The organism is Microbacterium sp. NPDC089188, from assembly GCF_040685155.1.
Taxonomy (GTDB): Bacteria; Actinomycetota; Actinomycetes; order Actinomycetales; family Microbacteriaceae; genus Microbacterium; species Microbacterium galbum.
This window is the reverse complement of the sequence record NZ_JBFBHH010000002.1, coordinates 488057-507433: the sequence shown is the minus strand read 5'-3', so window position 1 is coordinate 507433 and position 19377 is coordinate 488057. Positions and strand designations below refer to the sequence as shown.

The 19377-nt window shown below is 68.7% G+C and carries 21 protein-coding genes and 1 tRNA gene; 9 read left to right on the top strand and 13 right to left on the bottom strand.

Annotation, left to right across the window (positions count from 1 at the left end):
• The first annotated feature begins 19 nt into the window (after positions 1-19).
• A complete protein-coding gene (pstB, locus tag AB0N80_RS08575) occupies positions 20-799 on the top strand; it encodes a phosphate ABC transporter ATP-binding protein PstB (protein WP_264631205.1) in 780 nt (259 codons plus the stop codon).
• A gap of 69 nt (positions 800-868) precedes the next feature.
• On the opposite strand, the gene AB0N80_RS08570 is transcribed toward pstB, so the two are convergent.
• From AB0N80_RS08570 to sigK, 4 genes are all read right to left on the bottom strand, one after another.
• Positions 869-1753, bottom strand: a complete 885-nt coding sequence (locus AB0N80_RS08570) for an aminodeoxychorismate lyase (RefSeq protein WP_363578464.1) — start codon at positions 1751-1753, stop codon at positions 869-871.
• A 529-nt stretch (positions 1754-2282) separates the two neighbouring features.
• Positions 2283-2921, bottom strand: coding sequence for a DNA-directed RNA polymerase subunit beta (locus tag AB0N80_RS08565; RefSeq protein ID WP_315994812.1), 639 nt, complete (start codon positions 2919-2921; stop codon positions 2283-2285).
• A gap of 64 nt (positions 2922-2985) precedes the next feature.
• Positions 2986-3798 carry an anti-sigma factor gene (locus AB0N80_RS08560; protein WP_363578463.1) on the bottom strand — a complete coding sequence of 271 codons (813 nt, stop codon included), beginning with the start codon at positions 3796-3798 and terminating at the stop codon, positions 2986-2988.
• Positions 3795-4397, bottom strand: coding sequence for an ECF RNA polymerase sigma factor SigK (sigK, locus tag AB0N80_RS08555; RefSeq protein ID WP_315994814.1), 603 nt, complete (start codon positions 4395-4397; stop codon positions 3795-3797). Before sigK ends, AB0N80_RS08560 begins: the two co-directional genes overlap by 4 nt.
• A 299-nt stretch (positions 4398-4696) precedes the next feature.
• On the opposite strand from sigK, the gene AB0N80_RS08550 reads away from it, so the two are divergent.
• Positions 4697-5371 carry a fasciclin domain-containing protein gene (locus AB0N80_RS08550; RefSeq protein ID WP_363578462.1) on the top strand — a complete coding sequence of 225 codons (675 nt, stop codon included), beginning with the start codon at positions 4697-4699 and terminating at the stop codon, positions 5369-5371.
• A gap of 110 nt (positions 5372-5481) precedes the next feature.
• Here AB0N80_RS08550 and AB0N80_RS08545 read toward each other — a convergent pair whose 3' ends face one another.
• On the bottom strand, positions 5482-6510 hold the full coding sequence (locus AB0N80_RS08545) for an iron-siderophore ABC transporter substrate-binding protein (RefSeq protein ID WP_363578461.1): 1029 nt from the start codon (positions 6508-6510) through the stop codon (positions 5482-5484).
• Between the two features lie 47 nt (positions 6511-6557).
• Here AB0N80_RS08545 and AB0N80_RS08540 point away from each other — a divergent pair, with 47 nt between their 5' ends.
• The 3 genes from AB0N80_RS08540 to AB0N80_RS08530 all read left to right on the top strand — a co-directional run bounded on the left by AB0N80_RS08540 (position 6558) and on the right by AB0N80_RS08530 (position 8721).
• Positions 6558-7610, top strand: a complete 1053-nt coding sequence (locus AB0N80_RS08540) for an iron ABC transporter permease (protein WP_363578460.1) — start codon at positions 6558-6560, stop codon at positions 7608-7610.
• Positions 7607-8605 carry an iron chelate uptake ABC transporter family permease subunit gene (locus AB0N80_RS08535; protein ID WP_363578459.1) on the top strand — a complete coding sequence of 333 codons (999 nt, stop codon included), beginning with the start codon at positions 7607-7609 and terminating at the stop codon, positions 8603-8605. The genes AB0N80_RS08540 and AB0N80_RS08535 overlap by 4 nt, the downstream gene beginning before the upstream one ends.
• A 40-nt stretch (positions 8606-8645) precedes the next feature.
• Positions 8646-8721, top strand: a tRNA-Lys gene (locus AB0N80_RS08530).
• A gap of 141 nt (positions 8722-8862) precedes the next feature.
• On the opposite strand, the gene AB0N80_RS08525 is transcribed toward AB0N80_RS08530, so the two are convergent.
• The 8 genes from AB0N80_RS08525 to AB0N80_RS08490 form a co-directional block, all read right to left on the bottom strand.
• Positions 8863-10056, bottom strand: coding sequence for a low temperature requirement protein A (locus AB0N80_RS08525; RefSeq protein WP_363578458.1), 1194 nt, complete (start codon positions 10054-10056; stop codon positions 8863-8865).
• Between the two features lie 93 nt (positions 10057-10149).
• Positions 10150-10686: a hypothetical protein gene (locus AB0N80_RS08520; protein WP_363578457.1), complete on the bottom strand. Its 537-nt coding sequence runs from the start codon at positions 10684-10686 to the stop codon at positions 10150-10152.
• A 157-nt stretch (positions 10687-10843) separates the two neighbouring features.
• Positions 10844-11791, bottom strand: a complete 948-nt coding sequence (locus AB0N80_RS08515) for a hypothetical protein (protein WP_363578456.1) — start codon at positions 11789-11791, stop codon at positions 10844-10846.
• Between the two features lie 137 nt (positions 11792-11928).
• Entirely contained in the window at positions 11929-12534 is a 606-nt protein-coding gene (locus AB0N80_RS08510) for an ATP-binding cassette domain-containing protein (RefSeq protein ID WP_315994834.1), read from the bottom strand.
• Complete coding sequence (locus AB0N80_RS08505) at positions 12525-13637, bottom strand: hypothetical protein (RefSeq protein ID WP_363578455.1); 1113 nt, start codon at positions 13635-13637, stop codon at positions 12525-12527. The genes AB0N80_RS08510 and AB0N80_RS08505 overlap by 10 nt, the downstream gene beginning before the upstream one ends.
• The gene (locus AB0N80_RS08500; protein WP_363578454.1) at positions 13585-14169 is read right to left on the bottom strand and encodes a hypothetical protein; all 585 of its coding nucleotides are present in this window, start codon (positions 14167-14169) and stop codon (positions 13585-13587) included. Before AB0N80_RS08500 ends, AB0N80_RS08505 begins: the two co-directional genes overlap by 53 nt.
• 53 nt (positions 14170-14222) lie before the next feature.
• Positions 14223-14483, bottom strand: coding sequence for a hypothetical protein (locus AB0N80_RS08495; protein ID WP_315994837.1), 261 nt, complete (start codon positions 14481-14483; stop codon positions 14223-14225).
• A 340-nt stretch (positions 14484-14823) separates the two neighbouring features.
• Positions 14824-15765 (bottom strand): LysR family transcriptional regulator, encoded by a 942-nt coding sequence (locus AB0N80_RS08490; RefSeq protein ID WP_363389940.1) that lies wholly within the window; start codon positions 15763-15765, stop codon positions 14824-14826.
• A gap of 120 nt (positions 15766-15885) precedes the next feature.
• Here AB0N80_RS08490 and AB0N80_RS08485 point away from each other — a divergent pair, with 120 nt between their 5' ends.
• From AB0N80_RS08485 to AB0N80_RS08470, 4 genes are all read left to right on the top strand, one after another.
• Complete coding sequence (locus AB0N80_RS08485; RefSeq protein ID WP_363578453.1) at positions 15886-16869, top strand: putative oxygenase MesX; 984 nt, start codon at positions 15886-15888, stop codon at positions 16867-16869.
• A 20-nt stretch (positions 16870-16889) separates the two neighbouring features.
• Positions 16890-17918: a methionine synthase gene (locus tag AB0N80_RS08480; protein WP_315994840.1), complete on the top strand. Its 1029-nt coding sequence runs from the start codon at positions 16890-16892 to the stop codon at positions 17916-17918.
• Positions 17919-18055: 137 nt separating this feature from the next.
• A complete protein-coding gene (locus tag AB0N80_RS08475; RefSeq protein ID WP_363578452.1) occupies positions 18056-19096 on the top strand; it encodes an aldo/keto reductase in 1041 nt (346 codons plus the stop codon).
• A gap of 92 nt (positions 19097-19188) precedes the next feature.
• A complete protein-coding gene (locus AB0N80_RS08470) occupies positions 19189-19374 on the top strand; it encodes a hypothetical protein (protein ID WP_363389948.1) in 186 nt (61 codons plus the stop codon).
• Positions 19375-19377 lie beyond the last annotated feature (3 nt).

The following is a 19377-nucleotide window of genomic DNA, read 5'->3' as shown; positions in this document are numbered from 1 at the left end:
GCCCAGAAAGGCACCTCTCGTGTCCAAGAGCATCGAGGTCCAGGACCTCAACGTCTACTACAGCGACTTCCTCGCGGTCGAGGGCGTCTCGATCGACATCGAGCCCCGCTCCGTCACCGCCTTCATCGGTCCCTCCGGCTGCGGCAAGTCCACGTTCCTGCGGACGCTGAACCGTATGCACGAAGTCATCCCCGGTGGTCACGTCAAAGGCCGCGTGCTGATCGACGGCGACGACCTCTACGGACCGGGCGTCGACCCCGTCCTCGTCCGTCGTCACGTCGGCATGGTGTTCCAGCGGCCGAACCCGTTCCCCACGATGTCGATCCGCGAGAACGTCCTCGCCGGCGCGCGCCTGAACAACAAGCGCCTGTCGAAGAGCGACGGCGACGCGCTCGTCGAGAAGTCGCTGCAGGGCGCCAACCTCTGGAACGAGGTCAAGGACCGTCTCGACAAGCCCGGCGGCGGCCTCTCGGGCGGTCAGCAGCAGCGTCTGTGCATCGCCCGCGCGATCGCCGTCTCCCCCGACGTCCTGCTGATGGACGAGCCCTGCTCGGCCCTCGACCCGATCTCGACGTTCGCGATCGAGGAGCTCATCTCCGAACTCAAGAACGAGTACACGATCGTCATCGTCACGCACAACATGCAGCAGGCGTCTCGCGTGAGCGACAAGACCGCCTTCTTCAACATCGCGGGTACCGGCAAGCCCGGCAAGCTCATCGAGTACAACGACACCTCCACGATCTTCACGGCACCCACCGTGCAGGCCACCGAGGACTACGTCTCGGGACGCTTCGGATAAGCACTCGCCCCCGCGAGAACGGAGGCCCCCGCTGTTGCGGGGGCCTTCGTCGTTCTCGAACGGGACGGATCAGTCGCGGCGACCGAGCAGGAAGGTGTTCAGCTCGTCGGTGAGCCCCCGGTCGACGGCGACGGCGCGGCCGTCGACGGCGGAGATGGGAGCCGCGAGGCGCACGCTCGACAGCAGCCAGGCGGCATCCGCCCGCTCGAGATCACCCACGGGGACGTTCTCGTACCCGGTCTCGGAGCCGCGCTGCTCGAGGTGCGCGAACACGCTCAGCTGCGTCGTGCCGTGCAGGATCCCGGCGCTGGGCGACGGAGTGACGAACCGGCCGTCGATGCGGAGGAGAAGGGACGCCGTGGGCGCCTCGAGGAGGAACCCGTCGGTCGTGACGAAAACGGCATCGTCGGCACCCTGTCGCTTCGCCTCGCGGATCGCGGCCATGTTGACGGCGTACGAGAGCGTCTTGGCTCCCAGGAGCAGCCAGGGCGCGCGGGCGGGCACGTCGAGGGGGTACCCGCGATCGAGCGTCACGACGCGCACGCCGTCGCGTCGGGCCGCGGAGTTGTCGGGGGCCGTCGCGAGAGTGACCCAGGCGGTCGGTATCGCGCCGCCCTCGATTCCGCGACTCAGGATGAGCTTGATGACGCTCTCCCCCGGCCCCGCCTCGGCGCTGACGCGCTGGATCGCCGCCCGCCACTGCGCGAGATCGGGTGCCGGCAGATCACACAGGGATGCCGAGTGCGCGAGTCGTTCGAGGTGGGGGCCGACCTCGTGCGGGTGCCCGTCGACGACCCCGATGGACTCGAAGACGCCGTCACCGCGCTGCGCGCTCAGGTCGCCGAGTTCGAGGGCGGGAGCAGACGGGTCGATCACGCGGAGCGTGCTTCGCAGATCGCCGCCCTTCTCGAGGGATGCCACGGGGTCGATCATGAGAGCGAAGCGCAGAACCATGACGTGAGCCTACGGGGAGACCCCGACACGCCCGGGTCTTGTCAACGGGGGTCGCGGAGGGAATGTCTCGGGGCTGGCCTTGTTACACTTTTCTAGCCGGGCCGCAGTAACCCCGGGCTCCATCTTCTGCCGCTCTGAGCGGCCTTGCGCCGAGAGGCGTTCTGCGGTCCGGCACTTATCTTTTCCGGCGTTCATCATCGATGCGGCGTGCAGTCCTCCCGCCCGTCGACCGCCTCGTTCTCTCCCGACCGCCGCGCTCTCCCCCGTGCTCTGCACCGTCCTGGGTCGCGTCTCCACGACGCGCCGCGACCGGCGCGTGCCTTCGGCGTGTCCTGGACACTCGACGGAAGAAGACGCCGCCGCGTGGCCCGATGTCGGCCTCTGCGCCGCGCGGTGCCCGAAGCAGCACTCGCCGCGGCATCCTGAGACGAGTGTCCGGGACACGCCGCGACCGCCGTGCGGATGCGGCGCGTCCTGGACACTCGAGGAGAAAGCGGCCGGGGTTGCGCGGAAAGGAGGCGGGGGCGGCTCAGGTGAGGGCGTCGCGGCGCCAGAGCGACGCGGAGGCCGACAGGTCGTCGGCATAGGTAGCGAGACGGAGGGCGCGGGTGGTGAGCGCCGTCGCGCGCTCCGACTCGGTGTTCTCGTAATCGTCGGCCAGATGCGTCGAGCCGGCCGCCTGGACGCGGCAGAAAGCGGCGGCGCGGTCGAGAGCCACCGCGAAATCGCCGTCGAAAAGCCCGCGGAGGATGGTGTCGATGAGCTGCACGAGCTCCTCCGGGCCGGCCGGGGCGGGCGCCCCCGCGACCACCGCATCGACGGTGGCCATCTCCACCCGTCCCCGCTCGTACAGCAGCGCCGCCGTCGCCGCGTCGTCGTGGATCATCAGCTGCAGGAGGTAGAGACGCCACAGGGCACCGGGGAGCGACCGGGCAGGCGAGCGCGACCAGAGTTCGGCGATGTCGTCGATCCCGTGATCATCGGTGAAGGCGACGAGGCGTTCCACCACGTCGACGCTCGGGTCGGCGCGAACCCGCGACAGCAGCGCCTGAGCCGTGCTGTGGGCGACGCGCGACACCTCGGCGGGATCCTCTGCCGAGAACAGGCGGTCGAAGAGTTCGGCGGGACGCCGGACCGGCTTGTGGAATTCGCGGGGTGAGTCGCTCATCATTCCAGGCTAGAGCGTGCCCCGCCGCGGGCGGGCCGCGAACGACCCGCTCACCGGCCGTGGATCACGCCGTGGCGACGGCGACGACCGGAGCAGAGCTGGGCGTTCCGTCGGGCGACCCGCCCGCCGGCTCAATCGTCACGGCGATGACATCGCCGCTATGCATCTCGCCCTGCAGGACCGCCGTGGCCTTGCCATCGGCATCCGGTTCGAAGGTGCCCGCGGCGATCGGCGTCTCGCCGCGTACGAACCACAGCTCATAGGTCTTCCCCTGCTCGGGGGCCGGCATGCCGTCGGTGACCAGAACGCTCTGCCCCGTCGACGGCGACCAGTGCGCGGTCGCCACGGTGCCGTCGGGCATCGTCGCGGTCGCCGACTGCGCGTCGGGGGCGTCTTCGATCTGCTGGAGCGCCACGACGGCGGCCGGGGGAGCCAAGATCTGGCTGACGGTCACGGCACCGAAGCCGAGCACGAGCACGGCCGCGAACGAGGCCGCCAGCGTGAACCACCGACGCGGTCCCCATCCGGATGCTGCGGACGGACCGATGGTGACGCTCTCGCGCTCGGGTGCGACCGGAGCGGCACCCACGGCCGCGAAGTCCTCCTCATCGAGACGCGAGGAGGACTCGTCGACCGGTGAGGCCGAGTCCTGCGGGAGCTCCGAGATACGCGCGAACAGGGATGCGCGGACGGAGGGCGGGGGCTCGACGGGCTCGACGGAGGCGCTGATCGCCGTCACGATGTCGCTTGCGTCGCGCACGTGGTGGTCCCAATGCGGATTTCCCGCCATAGCCTCCTGGTACGCGCGCTCATCTGCCTCCGACAACGCGTTCAACGCGTGTCCGACGGCGAGGTCGGCGAAATCCCTCTCGTTCACTTGTCCACCCCCATTTCCATCCTCAAGCGCGACAACCCGTCGCGCATTCTGGTCTTGACCGTTCCGAGCGGCGCCCCGACGAGGGTCGCGATCTCACTTTGGCTGTACCCGCCAAAATAGGCGAGCGTGAGGGCTTCCTTCTGGGCGTCGGGAAGCGCCGCCAATGCATCGACGACGCGCCGCCCTTCCATTTTCAGTTCTACTCTCTCGGAGACATCGTCATAAGCGACGTCCATATCGCGGAATCCCGCGCGCACATCTCGATCCGTACTCGACTGCGACGACCGGACCCGGTCCACCGCTCGCCGGTGCGCGATCGTGAGCACCCACGATCTTCCTTGACCTCTGTTCGGAGTGAACCGTGAAGCGGATTGCCAGACTTCGAGGAAGACCTCCTGCAGGACCTCCTCGCTCTGCGCACGGTCGACGAGCACGCGCAGAATCAGACCGAAGGCCCGCGCGGAGAGAGCGTCGTACACGCCCGCGAATGCGGCACGGTCGCCGGCGGCGACGCGCACCAGAAGGGCGCCGATCTGGTCGACCGATCCCGTCCCGTCGTCGGGGAGGTCTAAGCCGTCGATCACCATGTCATCCATCATTGCCTACCGGCCTGGAGAGTCCCACGCATACGCGCGCGCGTCGCGGTTGAGCTAAGGAGGGCGGTAACGAACCCCCACGGGGTGCTCGAAAAATATTCGCAAGAATATTTACTCAACTCTGATCTGGGCTTTTTCTTCGAATGGGACGACATTTCGGGGTCCGTGCGCAACATTCCGCAATCCGATCCCCGGGGGGTCCCGAAGACCCTGTGTAAGCCGCTCCACGGCGAACCGCCCCTCGCACCGGGGTGTCCCTGCCGGGTCGCAGACCGCGATCCGAACGATTTCGGAGGAATGTCATGCTCACCAACAAGAAGCCTGTCGTCGCCGGTCTCGCCCTCGTTCTGGGTTCGGCCTTCGCTCTCACCGCATGTTCGGGTGGCACCACCTCGGGCAGCACCGCCGAGGAGAGCTCGTCGGCCCCCTCGATGGCCGCTTCGCCCTCCGCATCGGCGTCGTCGTCGATGATGGACCCGGCCGCCAACCTCGTGGGCCCCGGTTGCGCCGACTACGCCGCCGCCGTTCCCTCGGGTGCCGGTTCGGTCGAGGGCATGGCCGCTGACCCGGTCGCCGTCGCCGCCTCGAACAACCCCCTCCTCACCACGCTCACCGCGGCCGTCAGCGGTCAGCTGAACCCCAACGTGAACCTGGTCGACACCCTCAACGGCGGCGAGTTCACCGTCTTCGCTCCGGTCGACGACGCCTTCGCCAAGATCGACGCCGCGACGATCGACTCGCTGAAGACCGACACCGACACCCTGACCAAGATCCTCACGTACCACGTGGTTCCCGGCCAGATCGCGCCCGACGAGATCGACGGCACGCACACCACCGTCGAGGGCCAGGACGTCACCGTCGCCGGCTCCGGCGACGCGATCACGGTCAACGGCTCGACCAACGTCATCTGCGGTGGCGTCCAGACCGCCAACGCGACCGTGTACCTCATCGACTCGGTGCTGATGCCCCCGATGTAAGTCCTCGGAGCGTGAGCGATCACGCATCCGACCGATCGACGACCGATCGGACCTGACGGCGAGCGCCGGACCCCAGGCGAGGGGGTCCGGCGCTCGCTTTCGTCTGCCGGTCAGCCGGCATCGACCTCGCTGATGATCTCGTCCTGCACGAGCCGGGCTGCCGTGGGTCCGGCATTCATGAACCATGGGTCGTAGTCCACCGGTACGGCCCGCCCGTCGGTGACCGCTCCGAGCGTCGTCCACAGCGGAGCGCTCTCGATGAACGCGACGCCCTCCCCCGTGCCCGCGTAGAACACGTGGTCGGCGTCGGCGAGATCAATCTGCTCCGCGCTGATCTCCTGCGACGTCTCGTCGAACTGCTGCGACGAGGGGCGACCGAGGCCGAGATCCTGCGCCAGACCGCCGGCGAAAGACGGCACACCCATGATGCGCGTGCGGTCACCCGTCGACTGCAGGAACGACACGGTCGTCGCTTCCGCCTCGCGTCCGGCGGCGAACGCCGCGCTGTCACCCTGGAGCGAGTCGAGAACGCCCCGCGCCGCGCCCTCGTCGCCGAGCGCGTCGGCGATGAGGAGGAAGTCGCTCTTCCAATTGACCCCGTTTCCCTTGGTCACGACCGTCGGCGCGATCGCCGACAGAGCGTCGTAGAGCTCGGCGCCGCGCGTGGCGTTGACGAGGATGAGGTCGGGGGCGGCTTGCGCGATCGCCTCGAGGTCGGGCTCCGTGCGCTGGCCGATGTCGGTCATGGCGTCCAGGGCCGCGGCATCCTGGGGGAAAGCCTCGCGAAGGTACGCGGGCACGAGTCCGCTGTGCTCGGCGCGGGTGGCGGCGGTGGGCACCCGGCCCAGAGTGAGCAGGGCGTCGAGCTGGCCCGTCGACACCACGGCGATGCGGGTGGGGGCCGCGGGGATCTCGGTCACACCCGCGAAGTGGGTCACCGAGCGGGGGAAGACCCCGTCGCCCTCGGTCGAGCCCATCCCTGGCTCGAGGTCGCGCGCGACGACCCACTCCCCGGTCGAACCGGCCTCGGAGTCGATGGATGCCGCGGGGGCGGCCGTTCCGGCGCACCCGGTGAGGGCCAGGATGGTCGCGGCGGCAAGGATGCCGAGCAGGCGTCGGGGACGGAAACGGTCGGTCACGGACGAAGAACGAAAGACGATCACCCAGTTAGGTTATCCTTACCTGTGTGCCCGACGTGACCGCCGCCGTTCTCCCGACGGCCGTCGCGGAGCGCGTGATCGCGCGGCGTCGTCGCTCACGCGCGCGCGCCCTCGTCTTCACCCTCGTGATGCTCGGGGCCGTGGCCCTGCTGGTGATCGCGAGTCTCGCCGTCGGGTCTCGCCCTCTCGCCCCCGGCGATGTCGTCGCCGCCCTCTTCTCGGATCGGCGGGATGCCGCGGGCGTCATCGTGCACGAGCTGCGAGCGCCGCGGACGCTCACGGCACTGCTGACGGGCGCGTGCCTCGGCGTGGCCGGAGTGCTCATGCAGGCCGTGACGCGCAACCCCCTCGCCGATCCGGGCCTGCTGGGCGTGAACGCGGGGGCCGCGGTGGGAGTGGTCACCGCGATCGCCATCTTCGGCGTCGGCACGGCGAGCGGATACGTGTGGTTCGCCTTCGCGGGAGCCGCGGGTGCGGCGGTGCTGGTGACGGCCGCAGCACGATCGGGTCGGCGCGGCGACACCGTGGGTCTCGTGCTGGCGGGGGTGGCGCTGAGCGCGTGCCTCGGGGCGCTCGTGCGGATCATCACGCTCGTGGACGACGACACCTTCGAGTCCTTCCGCTTCTGGGCGGTCGGCTCGTTCGAGCGCCGGGATCCCGACGTCGCCCTGCAGTTGCTGCCGTTCGCCCTAGCGGGTGTGATCCTCGCCGTCATCGTCTCGCGCGGTCTCGATCAGCTCCGCCTCGGCGCCGACCTGGCGCGCGCGCTCGGGGTGTCCCCCGTCCTCGTGGTCCTCGGCGCAGGCGCGGCCATCACGTTGCTGTGCGCGACGGCCACCTCCGCCGCGGGACCGCTCGCATTCATCGGACTGCTCGTCGCTCATCTCGTGCGCGGCAGCGTCGGCGTCGGCGTCCGCTCGTCGCTTCCGGTCGCCGCGGTGACCGGCGCCGCCCTCACGGTCGCGAGCGACGTCATCGGGAGGGTCATCGCTGCCCCCGGGGAGATCGAGGCGGGGATCGTCGCCGCGTTCCTGGGCGCCCCGCTCCTGCTGTGGCTCGTCATCCGGAGGGCCTCATGAGCTCCGTCGCGGCCGTCGCCCGACGACGTCGGTACGCCCTGGTCACGGCGGCGATCGTCACCGTCGCCCTCGGCTCCGCCGTCGTGGGGGTGACCACGGGGTCCTTCCAGACGTCGCTGGGCGATGTGGCGTCCGTCTTCTCCGGCGGCGCCGATGCTCGCACGAGCGTCGTGGTGCTCGGGCTGCGCGTGCCCCGCGTGCTCGCGGCGCTGCTGATCGGCACGTCACTGGGTCTGGCGGGCGCCGTCTTCCAGACTCTCGCCCGCAACCCGCTGGCGAGCCCCGACATCGTCGGCTTCACGGCCGGCTCGGCCACCGGCGCGCTCGTCGGCCTGATCGTCGTGGCGCCCACGGCGTCGCCGGCCGCGGGGGCGTGGATGGGCGGGCTGCTCACAGTGGCCGTCGTCATGCTCATCGCGCGCAGCGTCGGCGTCTCCCGCGAACGCACGATCCTGGCCGGCATCGCCCTGTCGATGCTGCTGGCCGCGGCGAACGACTACCTGCTGACGCGCGCGCCGATCGAGATCGCCCGCAACGCCGACCAGTGGCTCCACGGCAGTCTCGCCGCCACCTCGATGGATGACGTCGCCCCGCTCGCCGGGGCGATCGGCATCCTGAGTGTCGTGCTCATCCTGCGCCGGCGGGATCTGCGCGCTCTCGAACTCGGCGACGACACCGCCCGGTCGCTGGGGGTGCGCACCCCGCGGGTGCGGCTGGTTCTGCTCGTCGTCGCCGCACTGCTGACCGGCACGGCCACCGCGGTGTCGGGTCCGATCGGCTTCGTCGCCCTCGCGGCTCCCCAGCTCGCCCGGCGCCTCTTCGGCACCAGCGGTATCCCGTTGCTCGGGTCGGCCCTGACCGGTGCGACCGTCCTCGTGATCGCCGACGTCGTCGCGCAGCGCGCGCTCGCGCCGCTGCAGATCCCCGTCGGTCTCCTCACCGGCGTCGTCGGCGGGGCCTATCTGTTCTGGATCGTCGCGCGCTCGCGCCGGTGAGCACGTCGGGCTCGGGCGTCCCGGTAGGCTGGAGTCATCAGGGCCTGTAGCTCAGTTGGCAGAGCATCGGACTTTTAATCCGCGGGTCGAGGGTTCGAGCCCCTCCGGGCCCACCACGTCAGCGTTCCCCGCATACCGACCTCGGCGATGCCCAGGGGAGACGCACAGTCCGAGCATTCACACCGCCTTGTTTCCAGAGGCGGTTTTTCCGTGCGCGCGAACTCTTCGTCCGTGGCGACCGGCTCGCGAACGCGGAGTCATCCCCCCGCCCTCCTCCCGCGACGTATCCGCTCGACGGTCTCCCCCGCTGCCACGCCCACGAGAAGGACCGCGGCCGCGATCGACAGCCTGAGCGCGTCGAAGAACGGGAGGAAGAAGGCCACCCCCGCGAGCGCGACCAGACCGACGAGGCCGATCAGCTGAGCTCGCGACCACCGTCTTTCGAGAGTGCGCCGGAAGAGCGCAGTGCCGGCGAGGAAGAGCATGGGTGCGCCGACGATGACAGTCGTCGCGGAAACACTTCGCTGGTCGGGATGCGAGAGCATCTCTTTGTCGCCCACGCTCATCAGGACGATTCCCGCGATGATCGGGAGATGCACCCAGGTGTACGCGGTGCGGGCGAGTCGGGCCGGTTCGTCCGACGCCTCGATCGCCTCCGCACCGATGCGCTCGCCGTGGTCGAAGTAGATCCACCATGCGGCCGCGGCGGTGACGAAGGCCGTCACCAGCGATGCGACCGACGACGCCGACGACTCCTTCTCGACGAAGGCGAGGCCGGTGATGAGCAACCCCTCGCCGACGGCGATGAGGACGAAGAGCGAGGTCCGTTCGGCGATGTGAGGGCCGGACAGATCCCACGATCGAAGAAGCACTTTCCCTCGACCCGGTATCGGGTACCCGAGGGTCGTACCGAGCAGTTGGAGAGCGAGAGCCGCGGTCCACAACGGCAGCTGCCACGCATGCGGCAGCACGGCGCCGACGATCCAGAGGGCGCCGCCCGCGGCGGTCCACCCGAGGATCAGAGCGAAATCGTGCGCCACCCGCCGGGCGTGGCGCGCCGTCGCCCACACGATGAACGCCGTTCGACCGACCTGGAGGACGACGTAGGAGAGCGCGAACGCCCACGCCCGATCACCGAATGCTTCAGCGATCGACACGCTCATCACGAGCGCGACGAAACCCAGTGCGACCACCGCGCCCCGAACGGGGAGCTTCACCGGGTCGAGCCAGTTGGTCACCCACGTGGTCGACACCCACGCCCACCACAGGGCGCACACCATGATGATGCCCTCGAAAGCGCCGAGCGGAGTCTGGTTCTCGTACAGGTAGGCCGACAGCTGCGTCAGCGCCAGGACGAACATCAGGTCGAAGAACAGCTCGACGTAGGTCACCCGATCCGCGCGCGAGGAGTCCGAGGGACGGAGGACGTCGCGGGCCATACCGAATGCCATGCCCCATCCTGACACCGGTGCAGGGGGCTCAGGCGGATCTCCGAGGCCGGCCGTGACGGGCCCACCTCCCACGGTGGGGTCTCACCGGCCGCCTCACCCGCCCGGGCAGTCGCAGGTCCCGCCGCTGGCGCACTGGCACGGCAGCGACGGGTAGTCCTCCGCGGTCACCGTGCGGCGCACGTCGAGTCCGTCGATCTGCTCCGGCTCCCCGTAGCGCGAGTAGTCGATGACGTCGGCGACATCGGCGAGACCGTGGCCGGCGCCGTCGGTGCAGTCGGAGGCGAGGGTGTGGATCTTCCGCTCACCGGCAGGGAAACGCAGCTCGAAGCAGACGGCCGCGCTGCGCTGGTCGTAGAAGAGTCCACCGCCCGTCTCGACCCCCGCCGAGGTCGCGAGCATCAGAGACGTTCCGTCATCGGATGTCGCGAGGCCGAGGAGCTTGTACAACCCCCCGGCCGGGACGACGGCGGGGTCGGCGTACGCGGGTCGCACATCGGAGACGAATCCGATCCGGGCGATCGTCGCCTCCGGGTCGGAGACGATGTCGGCGCGATACGGCCAGAAGGTGTCCTGCGCCCCGTCCACCGAGCGCGCGAGCGCGTCCTCCAGCTCCGCCTCCGGCGAGGGCATCACCCCGCACCCCGCCGCCAGCAACGCAGACAGGCCGATGGCCACCGAACAGATACCGCGTCGTGCTCCCCCGTGCATGCGGGTCAGTGTGCCGCATCCCGCATCACCGCAGCGGCATGCGGGTGCCCCGCACCGTGACCAGAGGCACCGGCCCTGCCTAACGCTCACGAAAATACGAGAGCGCGCGTCCTGCATCGACCGATGCGACCCCCAACAATGCGCCGCAGAGCGCGCCGGCCATTCCCACGGCTGCGGAGAACAGGGAGAACTCCATCGCCGGAGGAAAGGCGCCCCTCGCCTGCACCGCGGATAGCGCAGACGTGGCCACGAGCGAGACCGCCGACGAGACCGTCAGCCAGACGCTCGACTCGAGAAGGAGCATGACGCATTGATGAAAGGGGCGGATGCCGATCAGTCGAGCGGCAGCCAGTTCCAAACGCCTGGACCGCACGGCGAAGAAGCCGAGCGATGCCCCCAGAACCACGAGCGATCCCGGTACAAGCACGCTGGCACGTCCGCGATACTTCGCTTCGCCATTGAAGCTCATTCCCATCGACGCGTTGAGCTGACCTACAGTCGGGGGGCCCTGACCCGCGTCGTCTCCTCCCACCACCGTCGAACTGGCTATGGACTGGATGCGGGGCGACTCCGGCCACACGTCCACCCAACATTGATCGAAGACCCCCGAGACGAGAGCCGTCTCGATGGCGGCATAGCCGAGAATCGCCCTTCGACCGTCGTCCGGGTAGGCGAAGGTGCCTGCCAGATGAGCTTCGCCCGTGACGAGCTCCAACCTGGACCTGTCTGCACCGAGGGCTCTCGCCGCCTCTGCGGACAGGAAGACACCATATGCGTCACCCGTATCGGGCCGCAGCATGGGGAGGAGGCCGGGGGTGACATCGAAGGTGGGAAGCTCCACCCCCGCAGTGATGGTCGGCGTGATCTGTCGCGCGGCGGACCGCAGCGCGCCGGCATGACGGACATTGGGTAGATTCGCGAGATTCGCGCACCGCAAGCCGTCGACGCGACCGGCGGCTTCGACCACGATGATGTTGGCGCCCGCGTCACGGTATGTCGCCGACGCAGCGAGGAGATCGGCGGTCACTGCCGCGTTCCATGCCAAGACGACCGAGAGCAACACGCACCAAACGGCGCCGAGAAGGACCGCTCGGGTCGTTCCCGACACCAGGTTTCGCCCCGCTTCGGAACACAGCACTGTCGGCCGGATCGTCGACCCGTCTCTCACGATTGATACCCGGCCAAGTCCAGGACGTCGGTGCAGGAGTCTCGCGTGCCCGCATCGTGCGTGGCGATGACCACGATGCATCCTCGTTCCGCCAGGCGTCCCAAGGACTCGTTCACAACGGCGGCCGTTCGCACGTCGAGTTGCGCGGTGGGCTCGTCGACCAGCAGAACGCCGGGCGCTGCGGCGATGGCACGCGCCAGCATCAGACGCTGCGCTTCCCCTCCCGAGAGATGGCGAAACCGTTCCTCCGCCACGGAGCCCAATGCGAATTGGTCGAGGAGATCCCGCGCCTTGCCCTCGGCCTCGGCGCGACTGTCGCCACGAGCAAGAAATGCCAACGCGACGTGATCGAGGGCGCGCCTTCCCGGGACCCCGTGGGGATTTTGAAACACCCAGTTCGACGTGGTCGACCTCGCACGGACGACACGCCCTCGGGTCGGTTCGAGATTGCCGGACAGGATGTTCAGAAGAGTGCTCTTCCCGGCACCCGACGGGCCCACGACGGCATAGGTTCGGCCCGGGATCAACTCCACACTGATCGCCGAGAAAAGAGCACGTCCCGTCTCGTATTCATGGCCGACGTCGTCGAGGATCAGGGACATGTCTGCTGATCGTCAGGAGCGATGAGGACCTCCGAGGGGCTCCCCGACGCGAAACTCATCAACGTGTAACCCAGCTCGCTCGTCAGGATCTCTCCCTCGTCCGTCTGCACGCCGTCCGAGACGCACCCCTTACCTGTGCGCGTGCCGAAAATGGCGGACGGAGGGATCCGAGAAACCTGGATTGGGGTCGTCAGCTGAACGTCACCTTTGAGTACGACCGTCTTCGGATCCGCCACGTACGCCTCGAAAGAGGGCGTCTCCGAAATCTCCGGCCACGACTGTCGATCGACGTTTCCCTGCTCATCGACTGCCGCCGAGACGCCGTCGATGACGACGGTCCGCGGCAGGTCAGGCATGGCGACCGGCAGAGTGCCGATTCTCAACGCGGAGATGCGAGGCGGGAGTTCCGCTAGGACGTCACCCGGATGGACCACGCTTCCCACGGGGACGGGGCAGCTCGCGCCGGTCACCGACTCTTCGGGGAGCCAGACGATGTCGGACGGTGCGATCTCGGTGATAAGGGGAGCATCTGATGCGATCGCGCGCCGCAGACCGTTGAAGAAGGCGATGGTCTGCGGCCCCACGACCCCATCGATCGCTCCGCGAAACCCGAGGCTCGCGAACGAGCGCTGGAGCTCGCGGACGTCTCCCCCCTTCGCATCGGCGCCGAGCGGCCGCCATAGCGGATGCGGGGTGGACAGATCGATGAGCGGCGTGCCGTCGACGGCGAAGACCGAGTCGCCGCTGACGATGGCCGCCTCGGGCGCACAAGAACTCGAGGTCACGATTCCGCTCGTCTGGACGAGCACCCTCCAGCTGGTGTGGAGCGAGACGTCCATCACCACGGTGTGCCGGTCGGAGAAGTCGTTCACCTGAACGTCGGAGCGTTCCACCGCGAACGGGGGCGCGAGGTCGGTGGGCACGGAAAGCCTGCCCTGCACGTATCCGACCGCCGCCCCACAGCCGACCAGAAGGGTCAGCGCGCCAACGAGGATGACGGCCCGCTGGCGCCTCTCCGCTGATCGGCTCTTCATGACTCGATCGCACCTGCTAGGGCGCACCCACGACGCCCAACGGATCTTGGACGCATCGTCGGACGTCATCTGCCGACCAATTCACTCCCGTTTGGTCCGCCAGATCTTTGTCGTATTGCGCCACGGTGTAGGCCACGGCGACGATGTGGTGCCGTTTGAAGCACTCGACCACGATGAGGGTTTCATCTTTGCGCTCGGGATTCCGTCGGATCTGCTCGTAGAGCATCGCGACCGATCCGACGGTCTTCTTCTCACACCCGGGCACCGCGTCGGTCGTCACCTGAGCCTCCGTGAGCTTCCCGTCAGCCCGGACGGAGAACCCGCCATCGGGATCGAGCACGACAGAGACACCGAGGTCCTCCAGGCAGCGGGTGAAATCGTTGCGAAGACCGGCGTACTCGGTGTCGGTGACGATGCCGTCGGCGAGGATGTCCCTCTGTGCGGATGTCGTGTCGGGATTCTCGAAGATGCGTGTGAACCAGTCCGACCACGGTCCGTGGAATGCGGGAGAGGTCGCGACGCGGGGCGGCTCGCCCCGACCACTCGACGCACCTGCGTTCGTATCCGGATCGGCGCACGCCGAGAGGACACTGACGCACACCAATCCAATGAGTACCGCCCGAAGACGCGACCGCTCCCGCACAGCAGGGTTTCTCACACCGTGTGGAAGGCGTAGGTGTACCACACCACGTTCGCGTAGCTCGCGCTCTGCCACGACGTCTGGCCCGTGGGCGCCCAGCGCGCGTAATGGATTGTGCTGCCCTCCTTCACCTGGCTCTGAACGACCTTGTTCGCACAGAATGACGTGCTGTTGACAGCTCGGGACTCGGAGTAATACCCGCACGAGCCGTTGTCCGCGAAAGCGGCGGGAGCGGCGACGAGAGTCGCTCCACTCACTGCGATTGCGATGGTCATCGCGGCCGCGATTCTCGTCGTTGGCTTGATCATGATCGTTCCTCTCCTCCGTTGATGGCGGACGACGTCGAGTCGTCCACGCGCTCAGAGAAGCACCGGAGGACCATGCGGTGCACGGAATGCGTGCTGCGTCATGCGAAGGTGAAGCCAGCGAGCCTGTCCGCGCTCCCGCGCTGGGCACGAGCTGCACATGCGCCTGAATGAGGAGGCGCGCCGCGACAGATCACCCATCTCATCGATCCCGCGGGAGCGGAGATTCGCCCGCCTCGACCACTTCCCGCACAACCGACGTCCCGGCGCGGAGGTCCTCCCGCATGCGGCGCCAGCCGAAGCCCGCCTCTCAGTCGAGCAGCTCCACCCCGAACTCCGCGACGACCGCGCGCACCTCGCCGAGGTAACGCTGGGCCTGCTCGGTGAGGGGGATGGCGGTGCGGTCGATCCAGCCGATCTCGATCTGCTCGTCGATGTCGAGGGGCACGGCGACGATCTCGGGATCGAGGTCGTCGCTGATGATGCCGGTCGAGATCGTGTAGCCGTCGAGGCCGATCATGAGGTTGAAGATGGTCGCGCGGTCGGACACGCGGATCTCCTGCCGGCTCGACAGCGTCGAGAGGATCTCCTCGGCGAAGTAGAAGGAGTTGTTCGCGCCCTGGTCGAAGGTCAGGCGCGGGAGGTCGACCAGGTCGTCGAGCGTCGCGCGCGGACGGGATGCCAGGGGGTTGCGGCGCGAGACGAAGATGTGCGGCGCCGCGACGAACAGCGGATGGAAGGCCAGGCCCGAGTCGCGCAGCAGCTTGTCCAGCACGTTGCGGTTGAAGTCGTTGCGGAACAGGATGCCGAGCTCGCTGCGAAGGGTCCGGACATCTTCGATGATGTCGAACGTGCGCGTCTCGCGGAGGGAGAACTCGTACTCGGCGGCATCCGTCGCCTTCACCATGCGCACGAACGCGTCGACGACGAACGAGTAGTGCTGCGCCGAGACGCCCAGCAGGCGCCGGGAGGGAGGGCGGCCGAGGTAGCGCTGCTCGAGGAGCTCGGCCTGCTCCACCACCTGCCGGGCGTAGCCGAGGAACTCCACGCCGTCGTTGGTCAGTGTGATGCCCCGGGCCGAACGCGTGAGCAGGGCGCGGCCGACCCGCGTCTCAAGATCTTTCATCGCGGCCGACATGGTGGGCTGTGCCACGTAGAGCAGATCGGCGGCGGCGGAGATGGACCCCTCGGCCGCGACCTCTATGAAGTACTGCAGCTGCTGCAGGGTGATCCCGCTCGCGCGCTTTGCCATAGGTACAAGCTATATCAGTGCATAGTCGACGGGAATTACCCGATGACCCGGGGGGCGGCGCACGATGGAGGACACCACCGTCCGCGGGCTCATCCGGCCCCCGCACCCGATTGGCCCGTCATGGCGAACGACATCGCGTTCAGCATCACCACCACCCGTTTCGACGAGGATTACGCTCCGGCCGAGTCCTCGCGCGTCACGACGAACTTCGCCAACCTCGCGCGGGGCGAGGGCCGCCAGCAGAACCTCCGCAACGCCCTGTCGATGATGAACCACCGTCTGAACGAGCTCGTGCCCGGCGAGGCGGACCAGTACCGCGTCGAGCTCGACATCGTCTCGGTGCACCTGCGCTTCGCAGACGGGGCCGATGACGAGGAGTTCCCCGTCATCGAGGTGCTCGACGTGAGCATCGTCGACACGCGTACCGGCGAGCGCCACCGCGGCATCGTCGGCAACAACTTCTCGTCGTACCTCCGCGACTACGACTTCAGCGTCGTCCTGCCCGCGGCGAATGCCGGCGGCGCCGGGTTCACGGTGCCGGAGGACTTCGGCATCCTGCACGGGAAGATCTTCCAGCACTTCCTCGACTCGGACGCCTACCGCGAGCGCTTCGCACAGGCGCCGGTGATCTGCATCAGCGTCTCGACGAGCCGCACCTACCGGCGCACGGGGGTCGTGCACCCCGTGCTCGGCGTCGAGTACGAGCAGGACTCCTTCTCGCTGACCGACGACTACTTCGGCCGTATGGGCCTGCAGGTGCGGTACTTCATGCCGCGCGGCAGCGTGGCACCGCTGGCGTTCTACTTCCGCGACGACCTCACTGCGGAGTACTCCGACCTGCAGCTCGCGGGCACGATCGCCACGATGGAGACGTTCCAGAAGATCTACCGCCCGGAGATCTACAACGCCGTCAGCCCCGCGGGCGAGGTGTACCGCCCGACTCTCGACGAGCCCGACTTCGTGCGCACCGGCATCGACTACGACCGCGAGGAGCGCAGCCAGCTCGCCGTGACGCAGGGCCGCTACGCCGAGGAGCACTTCGTGAAGCCCCACCGTCAGATCCTCGACGCGTGGGCCGCCGACTACGCCGCACCCGTCCGATGACCACCGAAGGATCCGCCGCCGTGACCACGCTCCTGCCCACCTCGACCGTCGGCAGCCTCCCGAAACCCGCTTGGCTCGCCAAGCCCGAGGTGCTCTGGTCGCCGTGGGAACTCGAGGGCGACGTCCTCGTCGAGGGCAAGCACGACGCCCTCCGCTCGGCGGTGCAGGAGCAGGAGCGCCGCGGCCTCGACATCATCAGCGACGGAGAGCAGACGCGCCAGCACTTCGTGACCACGTTCATCGAGAACCTCGACGGCGTGGACTTCGAGAACCGCGAGACGGTGCGCATCCGCAACCGCTACGACGCCAGCGTTCCGACCGTCGTCGGCGCCGTGAGCCGTCGCGGTCCGGTCTTCGTGGAGGATGCCGCGTTCCTGCGCGCGCAGACCGACCGGCCGATCAAGTGGGCTCTGCCCGGTCCCATGACGATGATCGACACCCTCTCCGACCGTTACTACGGCAGCCGCGAGAAGCTCGCGTGGGAGTTCGCGACCATCCTGAACGACGAGGCGCGCGAGCTCGAGGCCGCCGGCGTCGACATCATCCAGTTCGACGAACCGGCCTTCAACGTCTTCTTCGACGAGATGAAGGACTGGGGCGTCGCCGCCCTCGAGCGCGCCGCCGAGGGACTGCGCGCCGAGACGGCCGTGCACATCTGCTACGGCTATGGCATCAAGGCGAACACCGACTGGAAGGCCACGCTCGGTTCCGAGTGGCGCCAGTACGAGGAGTCGTTCCCCCTGCTGCAGCGCTCGAGCATCGACATCGTCTCGCTCGAGAGCCACCACTCGAACGTGCCGATCGACCTCGTCGAGCTGGTCCGCGGCAAGAAGGTCATGCTCGGCGCCCTCGACGTCGCCAGCGAGCGCATCGAGACGCCCGAAGAGGTCGCCGACACCCTCCGCCGCGCCCTGGAGTTCGTGGATGCCGACAAGCTCATCCCCAGCTCCAACTGCGGCATGGCGCCGCTGCCGCGCCGCGTCGCCTTCGACAAGGTCAGCGCGCTGACCGCGGGAGCCGCACTCCTGCGCGAGGAGCTCGCGGGCTGATTCCGCGACGGGTCGGGAAGCCACGGCATCCCGGCCCGTCTTCGATCGCCCCCCACGCGGAGCCGGTTCCGTCGCGAACGCGGATGTCGTGGCAGAGTCGGAACGATCCCTTCCCCGTTCCGAGGAGCAGCAGTCCCATGCCCATCGCCGCCGATGATCCCCGCCTCGTCTCGCCCTTCGACGCCGCCGCGACCCGCTACGACGACGTGCCGTTCCAGCGCACCGGCGCCAGCGGCATCCCCCTCCCCCGCATCTCGCTCGGCCTGTGGCAGAACTTCGGCACCGGGCGCACGCTCGACAGCCAGCGCGCGACCCTGCGGCACGCGGTCGACCGCGGCGTCGTGCACATCGACCTCGCCAACAACTACGGCCCGCCCTACGGCGCCGCCGAGGCCACGTTCGGCACGGTGCTCGACAGCGACCTGCGGCGCTACCGCGACGAGCTGTTCCTGTCGACGAAGGCCGGCTACGACATGTGGCCCGGGCCCTACGGCGACGGCGGTTCGCGCAAGTACCTGATGCGCTCCCTCGAGCAGAGCCTCACGCGCATGCGCACCGACTACGTCGACGTGTTCTACTCGCACCGCGTCGATCCCGACACGCCGATCGAAGAGACCGTGCACACCCTCGCCGACATCGTCCGCAGCGGTAAGGCCCTCTACGCCGGCATCTCGAACTACCCCGCCGACCTCACGCGCCGCGCCCACGACCTGCTCGCGGCCGAGGGGGTGCGTCTTTTCATCCACCAGCCGCGATACTCGCTCTTCGACCGCACGCCCGAAGCGGAGCTCTTCCCGACGCTGCGCGAGCTCGCCGTGGGGAGCGCGGTGTTCTCGCCTCTGGCGCAGGGCCTGCTGACCGCCAAGTACCTCGACGGCACCGTGCCCGCCGACTCGCGCGCGGCCGACAGCCGCTTCCTCGACGCATCGGCGCTGACCGACGACTACCTCGAGCGCATCCGCGGCATCGACGGCATCGCTCGCGAGGCCGGGCTGTCGATCCCCCAGCTCGCCGTGGCGTGGGTGCTGCGCGACCCGGTCGTCACCACCGCCATCATCGGCGCCTCGCGCACGAGTCAGATCGACGACGCCGTCGCGGCCAGCACCACGCCGCTGTCGGACGACGTGATCGAGGCCCTCGAGCCCTTCGCCGCCGGCGTGGGCGAACGCATCGCCTGAGCGCACAGCACACCGTCGTCCGCGGCGCAAGCGGCATGGCATCCCCCGGTCCGTCGCGTTGGCTGGGACTCCAGCTGACTGAAGGAGGCGCCATGGGTGTTGCACGATGGATCGGAACCGGGGCCGTGGGACTGGCCGGAGCGGTGATCGCGCGGACGGCGATCGGACGCGCGGTCGCCGCCGGGACCGTGGCCTACCGCGTGTGGACCGACCCGAAGGTGCAGAAGGTGCGTCGTCGGGTGGTGGCGAAGCTCGCGAAGCAGCGCCGCACGCGCTGACAG